Origin of the sequence: Methanospirillum hungatei (assembly GCF_019263745.1) — an archaeon.
In the GTDB taxonomy this organism is placed as follows: domain Archaea; phylum Halobacteriota; class Methanomicrobia; order Methanomicrobiales; family Methanospirillaceae; genus Methanospirillum; species Methanospirillum purgamenti.
In genome coordinates this window covers 1,581,872-1,599,319 of the sequence record NZ_CP077107.1, presented here as the reverse complement: position 1 = coordinate 1,599,319, position 17,448 = coordinate 1,581,872, and the positions used below count along the sequence as shown (strand labels likewise).

General features: G+C 43.4%; 19 protein-coding genes. 11 read left to right on the top strand and 8 right to left on the bottom strand.

Features of this window, described 5'->3' with window-relative positions:
* Positions 1-13: 13 nt before the first annotated feature.
* Positions 14-373: a winged helix-turn-helix transcriptional regulator gene (locus tag KSK55_RS07525; RefSeq protein WP_214420296.1), complete on the bottom strand. Its 360-nt coding sequence runs from the start codon at positions 371-373 to the stop codon at positions 14-16.
* Between the two features lie 85 nt (positions 374-458).
* On the opposite strand from KSK55_RS07525, the gene hcp reads away from it, so the two are divergent.
* The 4 genes from hcp to KSK55_RS07505 all read left to right on the top strand — a co-directional run bounded on the left by hcp (position 459) and on the right by KSK55_RS07505 (position 2,829).
* On the top strand, positions 459-2,075 hold the full coding sequence (gene hcp, locus KSK55_RS07520; protein WP_218608769.1) for a hydroxylamine reductase: 1,617 nt from the start codon (positions 459-461) through the stop codon (positions 2,073-2,075).
* Between the two features lie 78 nt (positions 2,076-2,153).
* Entirely contained in the window at positions 2,154-2,315 is a 162-nt protein-coding gene (gene rd, locus KSK55_RS07515) for a rubredoxin (RefSeq protein WP_214420299.1), read from the top strand.
* Positions 2,316-2,375: 60 nt separating this feature from the next.
* The gene (locus KSK55_RS07510) at positions 2,376-2,564 is read left to right on the top strand and encodes a hypothetical protein (RefSeq protein WP_218608768.1); all 189 of its coding nucleotides are present in this window, start codon (positions 2,376-2,378) and stop codon (positions 2,562-2,564) included.
* A 28-nt stretch (positions 2,565-2,592) separates the two neighbouring features.
* On the top strand, positions 2,593-2,829 hold the full coding sequence (locus tag KSK55_RS07505) for a hypothetical protein (RefSeq protein ID WP_218608767.1): 237 nt from the start codon (positions 2,593-2,595) through the stop codon (positions 2,827-2,829).
* On the opposite strand, the gene KSK55_RS07500 is transcribed toward KSK55_RS07505, so the two are convergent.
* Together KSK55_RS07500 and KSK55_RS07495 are read right to left on the bottom strand one after the other, a co-directional pair.
* Positions 2,798-4,681: a VWA domain-containing protein gene (locus tag KSK55_RS07500; RefSeq protein WP_218608766.1), complete on the bottom strand. Its 1,884-nt coding sequence runs from the start codon at positions 4,679-4,681 to the stop codon at positions 2,798-2,800. The two genes, KSK55_RS07505 and KSK55_RS07500, sit on opposite strands and share 32 nt — an antisense overlap.
* 18 nt (positions 4,682-4,699) lie before the next feature.
* A complete protein-coding gene (locus KSK55_RS07495; protein ID WP_218608765.1) occupies positions 4,700-6,133 on the bottom strand; it encodes an AAA family ATPase in 1,434 nt (477 codons plus the stop codon).
* 341 nt (positions 6,134-6,474) lie between these two features.
* Here KSK55_RS07495 and KSK55_RS07490 point away from each other — a divergent pair, with 341 nt between their 5' ends.
* The 3 genes from KSK55_RS07490 to KSK55_RS07480 all read left to right on the top strand — a co-directional run bounded on the left by KSK55_RS07490 (position 6,475) and on the right by KSK55_RS07480 (position 8,539).
* Entirely contained in the window at positions 6,475-6,708 is a 234-nt protein-coding gene (locus tag KSK55_RS07490; protein ID WP_218608764.1) for a hypothetical protein, read from the top strand.
* A gap of 389 nt (positions 6,709-7,097) precedes the next feature.
* Positions 7,098-7,895: a polyphosphate polymerase domain-containing protein gene (locus KSK55_RS07485; RefSeq protein WP_218608763.1), complete on the top strand. Its 798-nt coding sequence runs from the start codon at positions 7,098-7,100 to the stop codon at positions 7,893-7,895.
* On the top strand, positions 7,889-8,539 hold the full coding sequence (locus KSK55_RS07480) for a DUF4956 domain-containing protein (protein ID WP_218608762.1): 651 nt from the start codon (positions 7,889-7,891) through the stop codon (positions 8,537-8,539). The genes KSK55_RS07485 and KSK55_RS07480 overlap by 7 nt, the downstream gene beginning before the upstream one ends.
* 470 nt (positions 8,540-9,009) lie before the next feature.
* Here the strand turns inward: KSK55_RS07480 and KSK55_RS07475 are convergent, their stop codons facing one another.
* Positions 9,010-10,704, bottom strand: coding sequence for a CotH kinase family protein (locus tag KSK55_RS07475; RefSeq protein ID WP_218608761.1), 1,695 nt, complete (start codon positions 10,702-10,704; stop codon positions 9,010-9,012).
* A gap of 372 nt (positions 10,705-11,076) precedes the next feature.
* Between KSK55_RS07475 and KSK55_RS07470 the strand changes: the two genes are divergently transcribed.
* Positions 11,077-11,673: a hypothetical protein gene (locus KSK55_RS07470; protein WP_218608760.1), complete on the top strand. Its 597-nt coding sequence runs from the start codon at positions 11,077-11,079 to the stop codon at positions 11,671-11,673.
* A 45-nt stretch (positions 11,674-11,718) separates the two neighbouring features.
* Here KSK55_RS07470 and KSK55_RS07465 read toward each other — a convergent pair whose 3' ends face one another.
* Both KSK55_RS07465 and KSK55_RS07460 read right to left on the bottom strand, forming a co-directional pair.
* Positions 11,719-12,609 (bottom strand): ion transporter, encoded by an 891-nt coding sequence (locus tag KSK55_RS07465; protein ID WP_218608759.1) that lies wholly within the window; start codon positions 12,607-12,609, stop codon positions 11,719-11,721.
* Between the two features lie 157 nt (positions 12,610-12,766).
* A complete protein-coding gene (locus KSK55_RS07460) occupies positions 12,767-13,048 on the bottom strand; it encodes a hypothetical protein (RefSeq protein ID WP_214420307.1) in 282 nt (93 codons plus the stop codon).
* 20 nt (positions 13,049-13,068) lie between these two features.
* Between KSK55_RS07460 and KSK55_RS07455 the strand changes: the two genes are divergently transcribed.
* Complete coding sequence (locus KSK55_RS07455; protein WP_218608758.1) at positions 13,069-13,599, top strand: hypothetical protein; 531 nt, start codon at positions 13,069-13,071, stop codon at positions 13,597-13,599.
* Positions 13,600-13,608: 9 nt separating this feature from the next.
* Here the strand turns inward: KSK55_RS07455 and KSK55_RS07450 are convergent, their stop codons facing one another.
* Complete coding sequence (locus tag KSK55_RS07450) at positions 13,609-14,379, bottom strand: PP2C family protein-serine/threonine phosphatase (protein WP_218608757.1); 771 nt, start codon at positions 14,377-14,379, stop codon at positions 13,609-13,611.
* Between the two features lie 82 nt (positions 14,380-14,461).
* Here KSK55_RS07450 and KSK55_RS07445 point away from each other — a divergent pair, with 82 nt between their 5' ends.
* Positions 14,462-15,577 (top strand): V-type ATP synthase subunit C, encoded by a 1,116-nt coding sequence (locus KSK55_RS07445; protein ID WP_214420310.1) that lies wholly within the window; start codon positions 14,462-14,464, stop codon positions 15,575-15,577.
* Between the two features lie 2 nt (positions 15,578-15,579).
* On the top strand, positions 15,580-16,209 hold the full coding sequence (locus tag KSK55_RS07440; RefSeq protein ID WP_218608756.1) for a V-type ATP synthase subunit D: 630 nt from the start codon (positions 15,580-15,582) through the stop codon (positions 16,207-16,209).
* 6 nt (positions 16,210-16,215) lie between these two features.
* On the opposite strand, the gene KSK55_RS07435 is transcribed toward KSK55_RS07440, so the two are convergent.
* Complete coding sequence (locus KSK55_RS07435; protein ID WP_218608755.1) at positions 16,216-17,421, bottom strand: transporter substrate-binding domain-containing protein; 1,206 nt, start codon at positions 17,419-17,421, stop codon at positions 16,216-16,218.
* Positions 17,422-17,448 lie beyond the last annotated feature (27 nt).

The window sequence follows — 17,448 nt, the reverse complement described above, 5'->3', positions numbered from 1 at the left end:
CTCATAGGTAGTATCAGAGTACACAGTTTTTACAATCCTGCTCCCCACAGGGAATATTGTCGATCTTCCATTTCAAAGCCCATTTCTTAATCCCCCGGATAATCTCAACCAGGTCAAGACCACTTTCGGTGAGCGTATAGTCGCATCTTACCGGAAATGAGGTCGCATCAACCTTTTTTAAAATAATTCCTTCCTCTTCAAGTTCTTTTAGCCTCTCTGAAAGGATCTTCGGAGTTATCTCTTCTAATGCATCTTTCAGCTCAGAAAACCGGCGGGTATACTTATCTCCCTTGTACAACTCCAGGATTATAAGGAAGGTCCATTTCCGGGTCAGGTATTTCACTGTCATATTGACAGTGCAGATCTCTTGCACAGTATATTTTCTGATACTCTCTATTATTAATAATTTAATATGCAAAGGATATCTTGTATCATATCCATACTGAAGGAGATAATCCATGTTTTGTTATCAATGTGAAGAAACCGCCCGGGGAACCGGATGTACTGTGAAAGGCGTTTGTGGAAAAGAGGATCACACCGCAGGTTTCCAGGATGTGCTTATTTATCTATGCAAAGGGATATCAGCGAGAAACATACCTGCAATTGTAAAGGGAGAGGGTAACAAAGATGCTGGATCTTTTATCACCGAGGCTCTGTTCGCAACCCTGACGAATACTAACTTCGACGACCAGAGAATTAAGGAATTAATCAATCAAGCAGTTATCATTAGGGATGCCATACCGAAATCAGGAGACAACGAACCAGATGCCTGTACCTGGACACCAAAGAGTGATGCTGATATCCAAGCCAAAGCGAAAGAAATCGCTGACCTTGCACATGTCGATGATGATGTTCATTCCCTTCAAGCAATGTTGATCTTTGGTTTGAAAGGACTCGCTGCCTACTATCATCATGCCGAGATGCTCGGATACACGGATGATGAAATTACGAAATTTATCCAGAAAGGACTGGATTCGACTCTTCGCGTTCTGCCGGCTGATCAGATGACCGCCCTGGTTCTTGAGTGTGGTTCAGTGGGGGTAAAAGTGCTTGCACTGCTCGATTCTGCAAATTCTAAAACGTATGGGAATCCTGAGATTACTTCGGTAAAAACCACGGCAGGTACGAAACCAGGTATTCTCATCACAGGTCACGACCTTCGTGACCTGGAACAGCTCCTGGAGCAGTCCAAAGATAGTGGTGTTGATATCTACACTCATGGAGAAATGTTACCCGCAAATGCTTACCCAAACCTGAAGAAGTTCTCTCACCTTGTTGGGAACTACGGATCTTCCTGGTGGCACCAGAAAGAGGAGTTTGAGAAGTTCAACGGTCCTATTGTCGTCACTACGAATTGTATCGTGCCACCCAAGGATCAATACAAGGACAAGATCTATACCACCGGACCAGCAGGATATCCTGGAGTTAAGCATATTGCGAAATCAACAGATGGAACTAAGGACTTCTCAAAGGTCATTGAGCATGCAAAAACCTGTCAGCCCCCCTCGGATCCAGGGACAAATGGTCGTGATCTTATCACTGGCTGTGCTCATGAAGCGGTTCTTGCACTGGCAGGTACCGTTGTTGAAGCGGTAAAGAACGGAGATATCAAGAGATTTATTGTTATGGCCGGATGTGACGGACGTCGGGCTGAGCGCCAATACTACACGGATTTTGCATTAGCTCTTCCAAAAGATACCGTGATCCTGACCGCTGGTTGTGCCAAGTTCCGGTACAATTTCCTGGATCTTGGAACTATCGGAGGCATCCCCCGGGTGATAGATGCAGGTCAGTGCAATGATTGTTATTCACTCGTAGTTATTGCACAGGCACTCGCCAAAGCATTCGGTGTTGATATCAATGAACTTCCTATCTCATACAATATTGCCTGGTATGAGCAGAAGGCCTGTCTTGTGCTGTATGCTCTGCTCTCGCTCGGGGTAAAAAATATCACTCTTGGGCCGAAACTCCCTGGATTTGTTTCCCCCGGAGTGCTGAAGGTTCTGGTTGATAATTTCAACATCGGCAAGAACAGCACTGTAGAAGAAGACATGAAACGGATGGTTCCTGCCTGAATAGATCCTAGATAGCAGATGTTTATACCGGTTCCTTGTGATTTATTTAATAAGATTGGATTAGAAGGAATGATGCAAATGGATTCATATGAATGCACAGTTTGTGGATATGTGTATGATCCCGCAAAGGGTGATGAAAAAAATCAAATTCCACCCGGTACTGCATTTGAAGATCTCCCTGATGACTGGCTCTGTCCGCTCTGCCTGGAGGGGAAAGAAGTGTTCGAGAAAGTTTCTTAAGATTCAATTCTTTTTTTGGATCTTTTTAAAAATAGGGGTTATCCGGGGATTTTAACCGAAATGACAACAATGATCGGGATGAAGATGGAGACAGTACATAGTCCGAAGAAAAACGATCATGATGATGTTCCATCAGACTCTGGAACAGGTAAATCAAAACTAGTTACCGGAGAGACCGGAGAATGTCAGCGGCCCCCTGGAGAAAATTTTTCTCCACCCAAAGAAGAGCAGAATAAAGAGTATTCTTAGAATAATCTGATTAATAATTACTTAGAGAATGACCGGAGAAAAAATCTGGGTACAGAGTGCACACATAGCCCAATATGTCCTCCTCTCTCCCCCCGGCGGTTTTCTCCGGTCAGGTGAAAAAGTGGGTACCAAAGCCATTCTGGACCCGGCTTGCGAATCTGAAGAGAAAAGTGGTGGAGAAAAATTTTCTCCGGTCATCTCCGATCAGCCTGTTTTTTCTCCGGTCACAAAAGTCACAATGCCGGATTATCAGGAGATGGGATAATCCGGAGCATCCTCTCTGGATCCTCCTCTATAAAGTAAACATAATCTGAAATCGATGACAGTCCTCCTACATCATCTCCGCCGATAATAAACGAAAAAATTCGGGCATCCTGCTCTTTTTTCACCCGTTTCCACTCGGTGATTACTCCCCTGCCCGAGATCTCAGAGACACCATCAGTCAGGAAAAGCAGGTCAGCACCCCGAAAAGCTGGCTGGTGGAGCGATTCAAGACCTGAATAGAGGGCGGTCATAAAATCAGTCCCTCCTCCAAATGATCTCTGAAGAAATAACAGAAACCCGTCAGTCATCATCCTCTCCGGTGACATCTCAATCTCACTCGTATCACCCGGACCGGAGAAGAGAATCACCTTTACATCCCGTTTCTCTCGCACCATCCGGGTTGCAAGTGCAAATATAATCGACTTGGCAATCGTTTCTGGAAATCCGTTCATTGACCCGGATGTATCCACAAGGGCAACAACCGGCCCCATTTTCTTCTTTGGTTTGCCACCTGCCTGCCCTGGGCCCTTAAGATTATAGGTAAGTAGTTTTCCCTCGGAAAAATCAGCAAAGAATTTTAATTTTAATTTTGGATGTGATATTTTCACCATTTCAATTGGGAGAAGACGGGCGATATCCCTGGATCGGGTGATAGAGTACATCTCTGATCTACTCATCGGAGAGATACCATGAGAAAGAACACCAATGTCATATCTCATTCTCCCGATCTGCCGTATAATTCGTTTTAGCTCCTGATTCTTCTCCGCATACCTCGCAAACAGCTCCAGTTTCTCAATCACTGCTATCTTTTCTGAAGTCATATCCAGCCCCCAGTCAGTCCCAGGTTGGGCCTCAGCAAGAAACCGTATCGCTCTCCGGTGAGGATCCAGAGATTGAATGAGAGAACTGGCAGGATCAATGACAGTCTTTTGAAGAATGGACTGGAGTCTTCTGGACTCTTCTCCAGACTTCCAAAACTCAGGCTGTATCCCATCCAATTCAGTCAATTGCATGTCCTGTCCCTGGAAATGATCCAAAATCTTATGGATAAGAGATGCAATCCGTGAGAGATTATCTGCCCGGATAGTACCTTCTCCATGCCCTCCTGGTCCGTTCTGCGGTACACTGGTTTTCGTTCCACCTGAATCGTCCTTTTCAGGATCTGCTTTCTTTTCAAGATCATGAACCGCCTGTTCAAACTCATCAAGTAGATTTTCAAGGGTATTCGATTCAGGGGCTGATTGGTGTTCTTTCTGCTCTTCTCCATCCTTACAATGTTCAATGGCAGTCATGCAATCCCTACAGAACTCATTCAACACTGGTGGATAACCAAGGTCATCGGTTGTCAGTCTGGAGAGGAGTTCTGTAAGTTCATGAAGAAGAGATGACAGATCAGTGGTCATGGTATCTGGTTTATCCTGTACCGTTTCATCACCTGAATGCTCCAGAGCAACAAGAAATGCCTGTATCTCTTCATCAATATCTGCATAAAGCTCCGTTCCAGGAACATAAGCCCTATCAAGAAGGTCAAGTATCTTGGTAATGAAAAAACGGGCTGCAGGAGCTGCAGTCTCCGGAGAATCTCCGGCCAGGTCCTGTATTTCATGCCACAATGGAGAATAACGAAGGTGGATAAGAATCTGGTAGAAGATCCCATACCGCTCCCTGAACTTATGCGAATCACGAATTGTGCAATGTATCCCTTCCATAAGCTCCAGAACCATAATTGATACAAGTTCCTCACGAATATTGTAGGAAATTCGACGGGGCACAATGGCAATATCACGGACAAGGTTTCTTCCAATAGGTGAGTTGGGATACAAAGGTTCTGGGCTGGAAAGAAAGGGGTTCATGGTATTAGTCACTGGAATTCAGGACCGGATAGCAACAGAAAGGGCATTCATATTCTCTTCAAGGAGAGGCAACCAGGCAAGGTAATTCTGCCGAACAGATAGCACTTCATCAATATCAGAGCATGTGAGCCAGATATTTGCTTCAAGGTTTTGTTTCAGTAGATTACTATCGTCTCTGACAGTGTTTACAAATTTCTGATATTCCTCCATGAGATTGGCATACTCTGCCTCACAGATCTCCCGGATTTCTGAAGCCTGGTATCTTTTGGGCGAAAACTGGTACTCACTCTCTAATATTCCCATTATTTGAGAGAACGGGTACCCGGTTGAAAATGAGGTCTCAATCGAAAAATAATAATATTTTTTCTCTTTTGAAGCCGCGATCAGTTCTCCAAATGAGATAATCTTCTGCTTGTTCCCGTCACTGTCATGAGCGAAGACAGGAACTGGTAACCGGGCATTTTCGTGGATCCCATCCTCCTGGGTAAGCATCCGATACACCTGTCGGATTCCCACCTCAAGCCTTTTCGTATCCGTTCCTCCAGTGACCATATGTTCGATTATGATGGACCGAATCCGATCTTTCTGTTCTGGCAGGTCCCAGAGGAGATGCTGCAATAGGAGGAGCATGGTCCTGTCAACTGTTTTAGTCCCATTTGCGGCTGCTGCAACCTTGAGCACTCCGGTTATCTTCTTCCACCGCCGATCAGACACCCGAACATTTTCATCATCTTCTCCATCCTGATGTTCGAGCTGCCGTTTTAAGGAGAGGATACTATTCTGCACTTCTTCGGGGATGGAAACAGACCTCGCCTGATTCCGGATCTGGGCTACCTTATCCGTAGTGAGAGTTACCGGGGGAATAAATGAAGTGTCAGTACAAAAGAGCAGTGTTCTCACATTATCCGGACTCTGAATGTACCGGACATCATACCTGAAGAGAAATCGGTCATAAAGTGCCTCAAGGTTTTCATCTTCTTCAGGGAGTTCATTTGATGCTCCGAATACTGTCAGAAGAGGCGTATTGATAATGTCAGTTCCATTATGAAACCGTCGCTCGTTTAAGATGGTGAGCAGGCTGTTGAGGATAGAACTGTTCGCCTTAAAGATCTCGTCAAGAAAAGCGATATGAGAGGAAGGGAGGCATCCCTCGGTCTTTCTCCTGAATTCATCACGTTCAAGGGATTGAAGTGACAGTGGGCCGAAAATCTCTTCCGGAGTGGTAAACCTCGTCAGGAGATAGGAAAAAAATTCTGCCCCTTTGATAGAATTACAAATGTTCTGAGCAAGATATGTTTTCGCAGTTCCAGGAGGACCGAGATAGAGGATGTTTTCATTTGAGAGGATTGCAAGGATGGCACCACGTATTTCCTCGTCACGTTCGATGAAATGCGAAGAAAACCCGGCACAGAGAATCTGGATCTCTTCTTTTAGATGAGTGATGGGTTCCATGGTTCAGACCGGTGTGCAGGTATGGCTGGTGATTTCCTGGTTTTTGATTATTATTCCCATTTTTCAGTGTTGTATGAATATCTTTGAAATAGCCATAATTATAATACGAAGATTTCTGTTTGTCATGGTGATCAGATTCTCGTAAATCGTTTAGGATTTTAATGAATTTATAGGTTAAGGCGATTATTTTGGAAATCATCAAAAATAATTGCGTGTCCTGTATAGTGTAAAGGATGTTCCTGGTTTTCATACAATTTCTCTCTCACAAAGATTTTGTGAAAAATTCAGGATGTTTTTTTCAACGACGCAAAGGCTATAAAAATCACCGTCAGATCTCTGGTATGATACATACATGTCCGGGTGTATCCAATCTGAAATCACCAACCCTGGAGATAAAAATCTGTCCTCGCTGTGGTGAAGAAGTTGAAATTTTCTCCGATGATATGAAAGCAACCTGTCAGGGCTGTAATCTTGAGATATTCAATGATATTGTATCCTGTGTGCAGTGGTGCAAATATGCCAGGGAATGTGTAGGGGATGAGATGTTCAACACGTATGCTCCTGAGAAAAATTAACCTGTTTTTCCTCTTTCTCTGAGAAGGATTTATCGAAGACAAAACCCCGAAAAACCGACAGAAGGGGAATTGAATGCATTATCTTTATTATCAAAAATGGAATGAATAAAGTAAATTACAGTTATTTTTTTCGGATATCCTACTCATTGGTTGTAAAATATTTAACAATACACCCGGATAATCAATGATTGTCTCATGGATCATATCTCATCAAAGAAGTATTCGTCTTCTTGTTCATGAAAGGAAAATGAGATTATTCCCCAAAAATTACACGATCGACAATTCAAACTCATTAATTGTTTCATTTAGGAATTAAGGACAGATATGAATGAAAAAACAAAATATTCTATATTATATTCGTGACTTTACGTCTGAATGGGAGGCATAAAATGGAGCCTTCATATCCCACTCTTGATAAGCTCTCTTTGAGTTCAATCCTATCAAGGTTCCAGCCGATTGGCATTTCAGAAATGGATCATGCGAACCTCCAAAACCGCAAAGAATCAAAATACCTGCTCACAACTAAGCAGGCTCTTCATCTCCTCTCAAACCTCCCTGATACGTACCGGGTCTTTGAAGTGGATGGCAAGAAGGTCCAAACGTATTCAACGACTTATTATGACTCTCCAGAATTTCAGTTATACCTTGCTCATCACAATGGGAGAAAACCACGGTACAAAGTGAGAACCCGATCCTATATCGGTTCAGATCTTACGTTCCTTGAGGTCAAGGAGAAGAAAAACACCGGACGAACAGTCAAGCACCGACTTCAGACCGGAGGGGTCATGACCCAGCTTGGATCAGATATCCGGGACTTTCTCTCATCATGTTTTCCCTTAGATTATTCACAGTATAAACCTGTCTTAATCAATGAGTACCAAAGGATTACGCTCGTTTCTGCAGTTCATCCGGAACGAATCACACTTGACATTGATCTGACCTATCATTCAGAATCGATGAACATTCTGCTTTCGGATATTGTTATCGCTGAGATCAAACGAAGTTCCGATCACACCTGTTCACCGGCTTTTGAGTGTTTGAATTCAATGCGGCTCAGGCCAAAGGGATTTTCTAAATATTGCATAGGAATATCACTTCTGTATGGCGATTTGGTAAAACATAATAACTTCCGGATTGTTCTCCGGTTCTTGAGCAAGCTCACCAATGGAGGTCAGGTGCTATGGTAATTGAAACATACAGTTCATTCCTTGCCGGGATTCTTATCAATCTTCTTGCAACGGTGATCATTGCCCGAGGGATTTTTTACCCAGTAAAGCGGGCACAGGATTACATATTTACCTTTCTTGCATTTTCAACCGTCATTTACCTGGTGATGGGACTGTTTACCTCAGTCGAACTTTCAATAGGAGTTGGTTTTGGTCTCTTTGCCTTGTTTTCTGTTCTCAGGTACCGGACAGATACTGTTCCAATTCGGGAGATGACCTATCTTTTTGTCATGGTTGCCCTCCCAATTATGAACTCAATCTTGTATAACAGCGGAGATATCGTAAAGTTATGTCTCTCTGATTTCGTGATCATCGGAGTTCTCTGGATTCTTGAACAAAAATGGGGATTTCGATATGATCAGAAGAAACTTATCAGGTATGAGAAGATTGATCTGATTCGTGCTGATGAGCATGAACGGTTAATCGAAGATTTGAGAGATCGGACCGGACTTGCGATTACCCAGGTAGAAATTGTTGAGATAGATTTTATCCGGGATTCAGCAGATATTGTAATTACCTATGAAGAGGGATCTCCAGTCGTTCCCAAAAAAAGTTCCGGTTTTGATACGATATCAGTGGAAAAACCGATCACTTCAGAACCATGAAGAATGAATAACTTATTTTTTGGAAAACGTGTATTCCTGTTTTATCGTTACATAAGAATGGGATAAAACTCATTACATCTATTATCTCAAATCCTCTCCATAATCTCTTTTTTCAGATCATCCCGCACACAGCCTGATGGGTTCTGGTTAATGCACTCCATATACATGTTCGTTGGTTCAACCGGTCGGAAATTTCAGGTGTAGGCGATATAATAACTGAAATAATCTATTGAATACAGTGGTTGGATATTATTACTGATACAAGGCAACCACTGGTAATGATGGACACCCCAAGAAGACCCTGAAACCAGGAATAAGCATGGATCATATTTACTATGAACATATTCCTAAAGTCGTGAACCAGTGAGGATACAATCATCTGACAGATAATACTCGATGAACCTTCAGGAGTCCTGATGGAGAGCAAAATAAGAACACTCCTTAAATATCGTAGAAAAAGAAAGAGGAAATTAATCTGATGATTGAGAATCTACATACTCCATCGCTTTCGCATATTGGGATCTGATATGACTTTTTATCTCTTCAAATGCAGCATCGAAATCTGATTCATTAGTTAGGTACGTGTATCCTTCTCTTTCACCGTCCGGTCCGATAACAGATGATTGAATAAGATCATGATACTGATCACAGATTTTTTCCAGGTTTGTGGTGTTAAAGCTGGATTCTGCTACAGTTTTAAGAATTTGAACATATTGTACATGATACTCCTCATCGTCCATAAGATATCTGATAAGCGGCCACCGGTCTGTTACATTCTCCATCGAAAATGATACACTCCCTCCCATTCCCATACCTGGTCTGAATTGCTCATCCATTTCGGGCATTGTCATATTCATCCCATCAGGTGGCATAGCACCAAACTGCTCCGGATTGTTCATTCCTGCCGGATCCATGCCTGGTCCGAATCCCTGCATACCAGGGATAGTTATGTTCATTCCTTCAGGTGGCATAAATCCGAATTCCTGCGTCCTGTTCATTCTGTCAGGGCCTGCTCCACCAAAGCCTTTACCCATCCCTTCCATGAATGCGTAATTATTGTCCCAGGGAATCCAACTAAATGTCCCGGTATCCGGATTATTATACAGGTAATAGTTCCGTGAATTTCCACCATATGTGTCCCAGTTATTCATGAGCGTATTGGTAGCAAGCCAGGTAAGAAATTCTGAAACATCAAAGACCGATTCAAATTCTGATCGCCATGATTCCGGATCTTCGGTTCTGGTTCCAGAGTGTAGAATAGTATAGAGCTGTTCTATATCTGAGTAATCCTCTTCATTTTCATTGGTTTTCTTCTCAAAATGCGTGAGGTTTAATTTTCCATATGCAAATGTCGCACCCTCTCCCTCCGGTTTGTAGAGATTTCCCGTTCCATTTGAGAACTGGGTCTCAATAACCGTATCGTCGATGCTTTCTACCAGTGTGTAGAGGCCGAAATATTCAAATCCATCCCCTTTGTCAACGTAGACCTTGTAATAGGCGGTCTCCGGGGCGATTACTCCTGCATCCTGAAAGATTTCTGGGGCCAGTTTTTCTCGTATCACGGAGACATCTGACATTCCGGACTGCAAATTCAACTCTTTAAATCCGTAAAATTTCTGGTTTTTTGTATCCGGGAACTCATCCTCATAGTGATCCATGTCTACTTTCAAGGATATTTTTCCAATTCCTTCGCTCCATGCGGTCATCAGAGAGTTTACTCCTTTATACCTGACACCCACATGGTCCCATGTTTCACCATTACAGGAGATGGTAGCGGGAACATATACCGGGTCTTCCTGGTTCATGAACCCTGGTCCGTTCCCATCTGGCGGTTTTGCCATGTTCATCCCAGCTGATATGTTAAATCCGGTTCTATTCCCACCAGGAGCACCCATCCTGTCGTGTCCAGGCATGCTCCCGCTTCCAAACTCCCCATACTTGGTCTCCATATCTTCCTGCATCTCGGTCCAGTTTTGAGGAGTGATAGTTATGTATATCTCCCTGATCTCATCATCTGGAAAGACTGTTTCGTAGTCAGGGGGTGTATCTGATGCTTGGCTTGAGGAAATCTCATTTGAATCAGCACTTACTGCCTGCATAAGTAGTATACATGATGCAACAAGAATCAGTGTAGCCATCTTTTTTGTAAAATGAGTCGGTTTCATATGATACTCTTCTAATATGATTCATACCACCCGGAATTTCTCTGGTGGTCCCTAAAGTGGTCTCGTGAAAATGATTCGGGCGATAGCTGCCTGAAGACAGATACCTCACCTGAATGTAATATAAAAAAAGCAGATTGTGATGGTTGAAAGATACAACTTATCAGTATGTGATTCTCACATCCATTATATGTGAATTCAGCAGGTTGTTTAGCAGGGAACCGGATACTTGCATATTGCAGAATATGCATGAATTGATGAAATATTACACCGAATGGTTGTGCATTACAACCTTTCAGATGTTCTTTTATTAAATAGGTGGATCACGTCTTTTTTTTGCTCTCTGAAAATTTCTTCATGTAAGAGATTGGTGACATGATGAAGACAATCTACACGATATTGAGTATTTTTTGTCTGGCTGCTCTCTTTGTCTGTTGTGCAAGTGCAGATGATAAGCCAGAGCCACCAAAAGACTGTACTGACTATACAAAAGCAGCAGCTACTCTGGGCATTACAGAGGATGCATTAAAATCTGCGATTCACCCGGGTCCTGATTTTGCATCAGCAGCAAAAACTCTGGGCGTCACGGAAGATGCCCTGAAGGCTGCAATGAGCTCAGGTGAAAAGGGCATGGATTTTGCATCTGCTGCGAAAACCCTTGGTGTTACTGAAGACGCTTTAAAATCAGCGATGGGTATGAAGGAGAGACCAACGGTGGATTACACATCGATGGCAAAAAAACTAGGCGTGACAGAAGATGCTTTAAAAGCTGCGATGGGCACCCAGGAACCCGGGCAACCACGACCAGATAATGCGGCAATTGCAGCACAGCTCGGTGTATCTGAAGATGCTTTAAAAGCTGCGATGGGCACACCTGGAGAGGGCGGACCTGGTATGACGAATGCAGCCAAGACTCTTGGTATCGCCGAAGATGCATTAAAAGCTGCTCTCGATGCAGCCAAGACCTGTTAAAAAAACAGGGACAATTTTTTCCCTTCTGATAAGTAAAATCAGGATTCATCGTAGCAATTTCTCTTTTCCTATCCTGAATTCATCCTCAGTAAGAAGTCCTTCTTCTAATAATTGGTTAAGCTTTCGAATCTCATCAGCAATTGAAGGCTGGGTAGATGTTGCCATAGGGTCACTTCGTAATTTCATCTCCTCAAGAAATCCTGAAGCAAGTATTCCGGTTGGAAGAGCAATAAGGCCGATTCCAATCAACATGATAATGACCGTAAACAATTTTCCTATCTCCGTGACCGGAAACACATCCCCATATCCGACTGTGCTGGTCGTTTCAATAGCCCACCAGAATGCATCATCAAAGTCTTTTACGTTATCCGGCTGTACTGCTGATTCGAACATATAAAACAAGTATGAACTAAATGAGAGAAAAATAAGGAGAATGACAATAATTGAGAATAAATACTGACTGTTTTTCTTTATGACCTGAAATATGACGTCAATAGATCCATAATACCTGAGAAGTTTTAAAACACGAAACAGGCGGAAGAGCCGGAGAAATTGAACAATATGGTGGTCGAGAGGAAGGAGTAATGACAGGTAAAACGGGAATACTGCAAAAAAATCAATGATAAGAGTTATGGAAAAGATATACCGGATTCTACCAAAGAATGGGTCTGCAAAATCAGGATAATAGGTGCAGGTCCATACCCTGAGAAAATATTCACCGGTAAAAATTGCAATCGTAAAATATTCAAATAAGAGAAATGTGCCATGATATTTTGCATATATTGCCGGATATGTTTCGAGAAATATCATTACCACATTCAGGATGATGACACCGATGATAAAAAAATCAAAGATATGATCTGGTTTTCCTCCATCATCCTTGTCGTTTATGGCATCGAAGATTCTTCTTTTCAGAGATTTAAACTCCCCTGTCATCCATCTCCCCAAATTATGAATAAAGTCTGTACTGTATTTGCCGGCTCATCTGAAAGAATCATCTCTTTTACAATAGTCTCATTGACGAAATATCTGTGCATTCGAGGATAATCTTCGGAACAACTGATGAAGGATTATGTTTTTTCGAACTGAAGAACTATATTATAGTATGACCAGCACCCCATGCGTTCATCATGAGGATCGCTTCGGAGATCATTCGTGTCGGATATGCAAAGAAAACCATTGTTCTGATTGTATGCACATCAGCAGTGGCATTTGTCATTCCTGTCTCTACAAAGGGCTGGTTATCATCCTTGTCTTCATGGTCATCTTCTCTTATGTGGCCTGGATTGGGCTCTTTTAAATAAGAGCCGGAAATATTATGGATTCTTTGGCCGATAGTAAAGAGAAGATTCTTCTTACAGGTCGTTCCCGTCATTTGCATTTTCGAGGAATATTATGAACATTTATTCACTATTTCCAATGCTGGTTCTCCTCCTGCTGGTATCTGTTTCCGGATATGTCCTTGCAGAAGAGAACAAAACAAATGTATCGCCCATTATCTTCTCTGTCCCTGACAAGACGGCTTTGAATACTGGAGCATCCGGTCATGATTATGTTTTACAAAAGGCAACCCTTGCGGGAGATTATTCTACGACACGTCCGGGTCGATCAGTAAATCCAAGTATAATTGTTTATAATCAGGGTGGAGATGATACTGCACCTGGAAATGTTCCGGTGGAGGCATGGCTCGGGGATACAAAACTGATTCCGGTTCATGGTGAGTTTATCCCCCACAAAGGTGGAACATCCGCAATGTATACGCTTCGATACATGATTCCCCAGGACATTCCCCTGATGCCTGCTCATCTGACCATGAAGATAGATCCCTGGAATACCAGAAAGGAAGCAGGGACTGGTACGAACGATTTTACTACGCTTGCATTGGTGGTTATTGAAGACCGGAATAATAAATGGGATGATTTCTAATCAGCTTCTCTATTGGAGATCAACGATTATCAGGGTGATGTTATCTGGTGCTCCGGCCTGATAGCAGATATGCAGTATGTTTAACGCTGCTGTCTCTGGATCACCAGAACGTGCAGCCTCAATAAATTCCTCTCCACCATAATCCCATACTCCGTCAGTACAAATAATCAGACGTGATCCTGGCATAGCATCTGTTTTTGAGATCCTGATGTCCGGGGGAAGACGATGTTTTCCGCCTGACAGGCTGGATGTGATAATGTGACCAAGTGGATGTGAACGTGCTTTTTGTTCGGTTAATGTGCCTGCCTCTATCATCTCCTGAATAACCGAGTGATCCCGCGTCATCTGGGTGAGGCGGTGGTGAGGAGAGCCGAGGTACACTCTTGAATCACCACAGGAGAAGATAATTAAATCTTTTTTCAGGCAGAGAACACCTGCCAGGGTTGTTCCCATTCCATCGAGAGTAGGATTTTTTCGGACTATATTCTGAAGGGATGCTGCTGATTGTAATATCCGCTCTGTGAGTTTTTCTTCACCATCAGGACAGGGTGGGCGGGCAAGACACAACATTACTTCACTACTTGCAATATCTCCGGCAACGCTGCCACCAATTCCATCTGCCACGGCAAGGATGACCGGTAGGGACTGAATGTCGAAAACCTGGGGCATATCCATGGAAGTGCCGGCATAGATTTTGGTTCCCACCAACATGCTGTCTTCATTGCGTCTTCGATGTTGTCCGATATTGGTTATTGCAGCTATCCGGAGTAATTGGATCATCTTCTCATCCTTTCTTGGTACTGAATAGGGGAAATACCTGTCTCATATATATCGTATCGAACGGAATATTCACAGGAAAGATATGCACCATTATCTGATTACTCCTTCTTCATACCGGTATATCTGCACACGGATTGGTCTGCGGAAAAAAAGCCTGATCACTGAAGATCAGTATAACCGGCTCTTGAATATGGAACTCTCACAGATTATCAGGTTCATTGGTGAATCAGGGTATCATGAAGAAGTGCATACGCTCTCATCACAGTATTCAGAAATCTCTTTAATTGAACATGCTCTTACTGCAAATCTTGCGGCAACGTACCGAAATATTTTATCAATTGCTCCTGGTGCTCTGCGGGAACTCGCTGAACTGTATTTTTCTCGATGGGATATTGAGAATGTGATGCTCATTATGCGGGGGTGCCAGTTTCATATTCCGGATGACAGAATCGAGGCAGTTTTAATTCCGGCAGGTGTCATTGAACCATCCTGTTTTACTCATCTGCTCACTCTACGAACGATTCAGGAGATAGCAGAAAATTTACCCTCCTGGAAACACCATTCCCTGATCAGTTCAAAGATAGCATCCGGATATCGTCGTGGTCTTTTTGCAGAGCTCGAAAATGACCTTTATCTTGCCTATTACCAGAATCTGCTCTTTGAAGCGAGATATGGAATTAGGGGTGGTGACGTGATAGTGCCCCATCTCAAATTTGAGATAGATATTTTCAATATCAGGAATGTGTTCAGGCTTCGGGCAGGAAGTAAAGTCAGTGATATCACTCCATACATGATTCAGGGAGGGTACCTGTCATCCCAGGATTTTCAGCGACTGTACCAGGTTACTGACCGGGAAGAGTTTGTCCGTGAGCTTGGAAGGGCCGGGATTTTATCTATCCTGACCGAGGCGCTTCGTAATTTACGGTGTGATGAGAGTGTCTGTGAGGCAGATGCTGCTGATGTAGTATGGAGACGATGGGCGGCTCATAAAACTCCTTTGTATACCGTGATGCTTGCCGTCAATGGAATGCTTCTTCATCACCTGGATGGTCTTTCCCGGCGTCATCCGTTCTCTGTATTGCCACTGTTGTCATATCTCGAACATAAACGATATGAGGTCATGAATCTTCGGGCTATTGCGAGGGGGAAACAGTTTGGTGTCAGTCCGGATTTCATCAGACAACATCTGGTGATGTAAGGATGCCGTATCTTCGTGATGTCAGACCCACAAAATCAGAGCTTCTTATTCTCCGAAACAGGCTTCGTATTGCCAATCGCTCATACAAGATATTGCAGATGAAACTGGACGGCCTCATTCTCGAAGTTTCAAGACTTGCTCCACAGGTAAAGGTTGAGTATGATCTTTTGCGTATCAGACATAACCGGGTTCGTCATCTCATCGCTCCGGCGTACATGATTGAGGGAATGCTCAATGTTACAATCGCAGCATATTCGGTTGAATCAAAGACTGAAATTGAGGTTTCAGAAAAAAATCTCTTTGGTATCAGGGTGCCGGTGATTACCGGAACTAATGTCAGAACTGACCTTGTCGAGCGGGGATACGGGCTCCTTGGAACCTCACTTGTCATTGATGATCTGGCGGATGCGTATGAAAATTTAGTGGATGCCATCATTGCATATGCAGGAAATGCTGCAACACTCAGTCGGTTGTTGGGAGAGATTGAGCGGATAACAAGGCGTGTAAAAGCACTTGAGCATGTGGTCATTCCGGCATTGACCAGGTCTATTGCAACTATCACCGCCGCACGGGAAGAGATCGAGCGGGAAGAACAGACACGCCTGTTTCATGTGAAAAAGAAAAGAGAATGAGTCGTGTTATGTTTCGTCACAGGGGACATATCGTCCGGCACATACCACATACTGTTTTTTGTCACTCCCGGTGACCAGGGTGTAATACGCCTCTTTAAAGAAAATTCCTGTTTCAAGGGGATTTGAATACGTGTAAGTGACAAAACCTGTTCCTTCTTTCATAGCTCCGGTTACGATATCATCCCGGAAATTTTTTCCAGATACATCTGGCTTTCCAGCAAAATGAACTCCGGCAAGGTCTGGTCGGCCTGCCTGTGTTATGAGGGTTACACTGGTGTCATAGATGAAAACATACAAAGATGGATCATTACGGTCTAAATAGGGATGTTTTCCTGCCTGAATGTCTGCAAGAGTTCCGGTTGCATCACGGCTTATTGCATCAGCGGTCAGGTTAACAAGATCTGTTATCTGTTGCCTGGGGTGTGTTTTTTCTGCACAAATCGGTCCGATGTACTTCCCCACAATCTTTTCATAGGTACTGATACCCCCTTGCTCCTGATCCTGTTTCATTGCATCAAGTTCGTTCTGGATGATTTCAATAAAACCTGGTTCAGTATTTTGGTTAAATGCGATGTAGTAGGTGGACCTGGTTAGTTCATCCAGAATGTAAAATGAATCAGGATCTTCAGCAATAGTCTGAATCAGGCTTTCTCCAGGGTAATGACCATATGCCCATGCATCAGATGTGCCGTCGATGACTCGCTGAACTGCTTCACTTGGCGTCGTGACGAGGAATATGTTCTCTTTTGAGATTCCTGCATCGAGCGCAACCTGTTCTCCGATATCATCCCTGATGGCAACAACTTTAAGATCCTGGTTTGCAGGCCTGTCGGTTTTCAGATTCGGATTCTCTGAAAAAAGGACAACTGGGCATTGCATCAGGGGACCAGCCCAGCGAAACAGGTTTTCTCGTTCTGGTGTCCGTGCTGTTGAGAAAAGGCCTGTGCCATTTGTGGTTAATGCTGTCCGATATGCATCAGGCCATGCCATCAGGCGGATCTGATCAGAGGAAAATTCTATGTTCGCTCTTTTTAATGCAGTTTCGAGAAGTTCAACAGAAAGACCTGCTGGAACTCCATTTTCAAGATAACTAAATGGCGGATATTCCTCAGTTACAAAAACTATATCCTCCGGCAGTTCAGTTGCCAGACATAGGCCGGAAAAAAGAGAAATGCACATGATAATGAGCATTCCTGTCCGTAGTACAACCATTAGCTGTTTGGATTTTTTTTATGGAGA

Coding starts and splice junctions, on each gene's coding strand:
- hcp (WP_218608769.1), top strand. CDS start 459: ATGTTTTGTTATCAATGTGAAGAAACCGCCCGGGGAACCGGATGTACT.
- rd (WP_214420299.1), top strand. CDS start 2,154: ATGGATTCATATGAATGCACAGTTTGTGGATATGTGTATGATCCCGCA.
- KSK55_RS07510 (WP_218608768.1), top strand. CDS start 2,376: ATGACAACAATGATCGGGATGAAGATGGAGACAGTACATAGTCCGAAG.
- KSK55_RS07505 (WP_218608767.1), top strand. CDS start 2,593: ATGACCGGAGAAAAAATCTGGGTACAGAGTGCACACATAGCCCAATAT.
- KSK55_RS07500 (WP_218608766.1), bottom strand. CDS start 4,681: ATGAACCCCTTTCTTTCCAGCCCAGAACCTTTGTATCCCAACTCACCT.
- KSK55_RS07495 (WP_218608765.1), bottom strand. CDS start 6,133: ATGGAACCCATCACTCATCTAAAAGAAGAGATCCAGATTCTCTGTGCC.
- KSK55_RS07490 (WP_218608764.1), top strand. CDS start 6,475: ATGATACATACATGTCCGGGTGTATCCAATCTGAAATCACCAACCCTG.
- KSK55_RS07485 (WP_218608763.1), top strand. CDS start 7,098: ATGGAGCCTTCATATCCCACTCTTGATAAGCTCTCTTTGAGTTCAATC.
- KSK55_RS07480 (WP_218608762.1), top strand. CDS start 7,889: ATGGTAATTGAAACATACAGTTCATTCCTTGCCGGGATTCTTATCAAT.
- KSK55_RS07475 (WP_218608761.1), bottom strand. CDS start 10,704: ATGAAACCGACTCATTTTACAAAAAAGATGGCTACACTGATTCTTGTT.
- KSK55_RS07470 (WP_218608760.1), top strand. CDS start 11,077: ATGATGAAGACAATCTACACGATATTGAGTATTTTTTGTCTGGCTGCT.
- KSK55_RS07465 (WP_218608759.1), bottom strand. CDS start 12,609: ATGACAGGGGAGTTTAAATCTCTGAAAAGAAGAATCTTCGATGCCATA.
- KSK55_RS07460 (WP_214420307.1), bottom strand. CDS start 13,048: ATGACGGGAACGACCTGTAAGAAGAATCTTCTCTTTACTATCGGCCAA.
- KSK55_RS07455 (WP_218608758.1), top strand. CDS start 13,069: ATGAACATTTATTCACTATTTCCAATGCTGGTTCTCCTCCTGCTGGTA.
- KSK55_RS07450 (WP_218608757.1), bottom strand. CDS start 14,379: ATGATCCAATTACTCCGGATAGCTGCAATAACCAATATCGGACAACAT.
- KSK55_RS07445 (WP_214420310.1), top strand. CDS start 14,462: ATGCACCATTATCTGATTACTCCTTCTTCATACCGGTATATCTGCACA.
- KSK55_RS07440 (WP_218608756.1), top strand. CDS start 15,580: ATGCCGTATCTTCGTGATGTCAGACCCACAAAATCAGAGCTTCTTATT.
- KSK55_RS07435 (WP_218608755.1), bottom strand. CDS start 17,421: ATGGTTGTACTACGGACAGGAATGCTCATTATCATGTGCATTTCTCTT.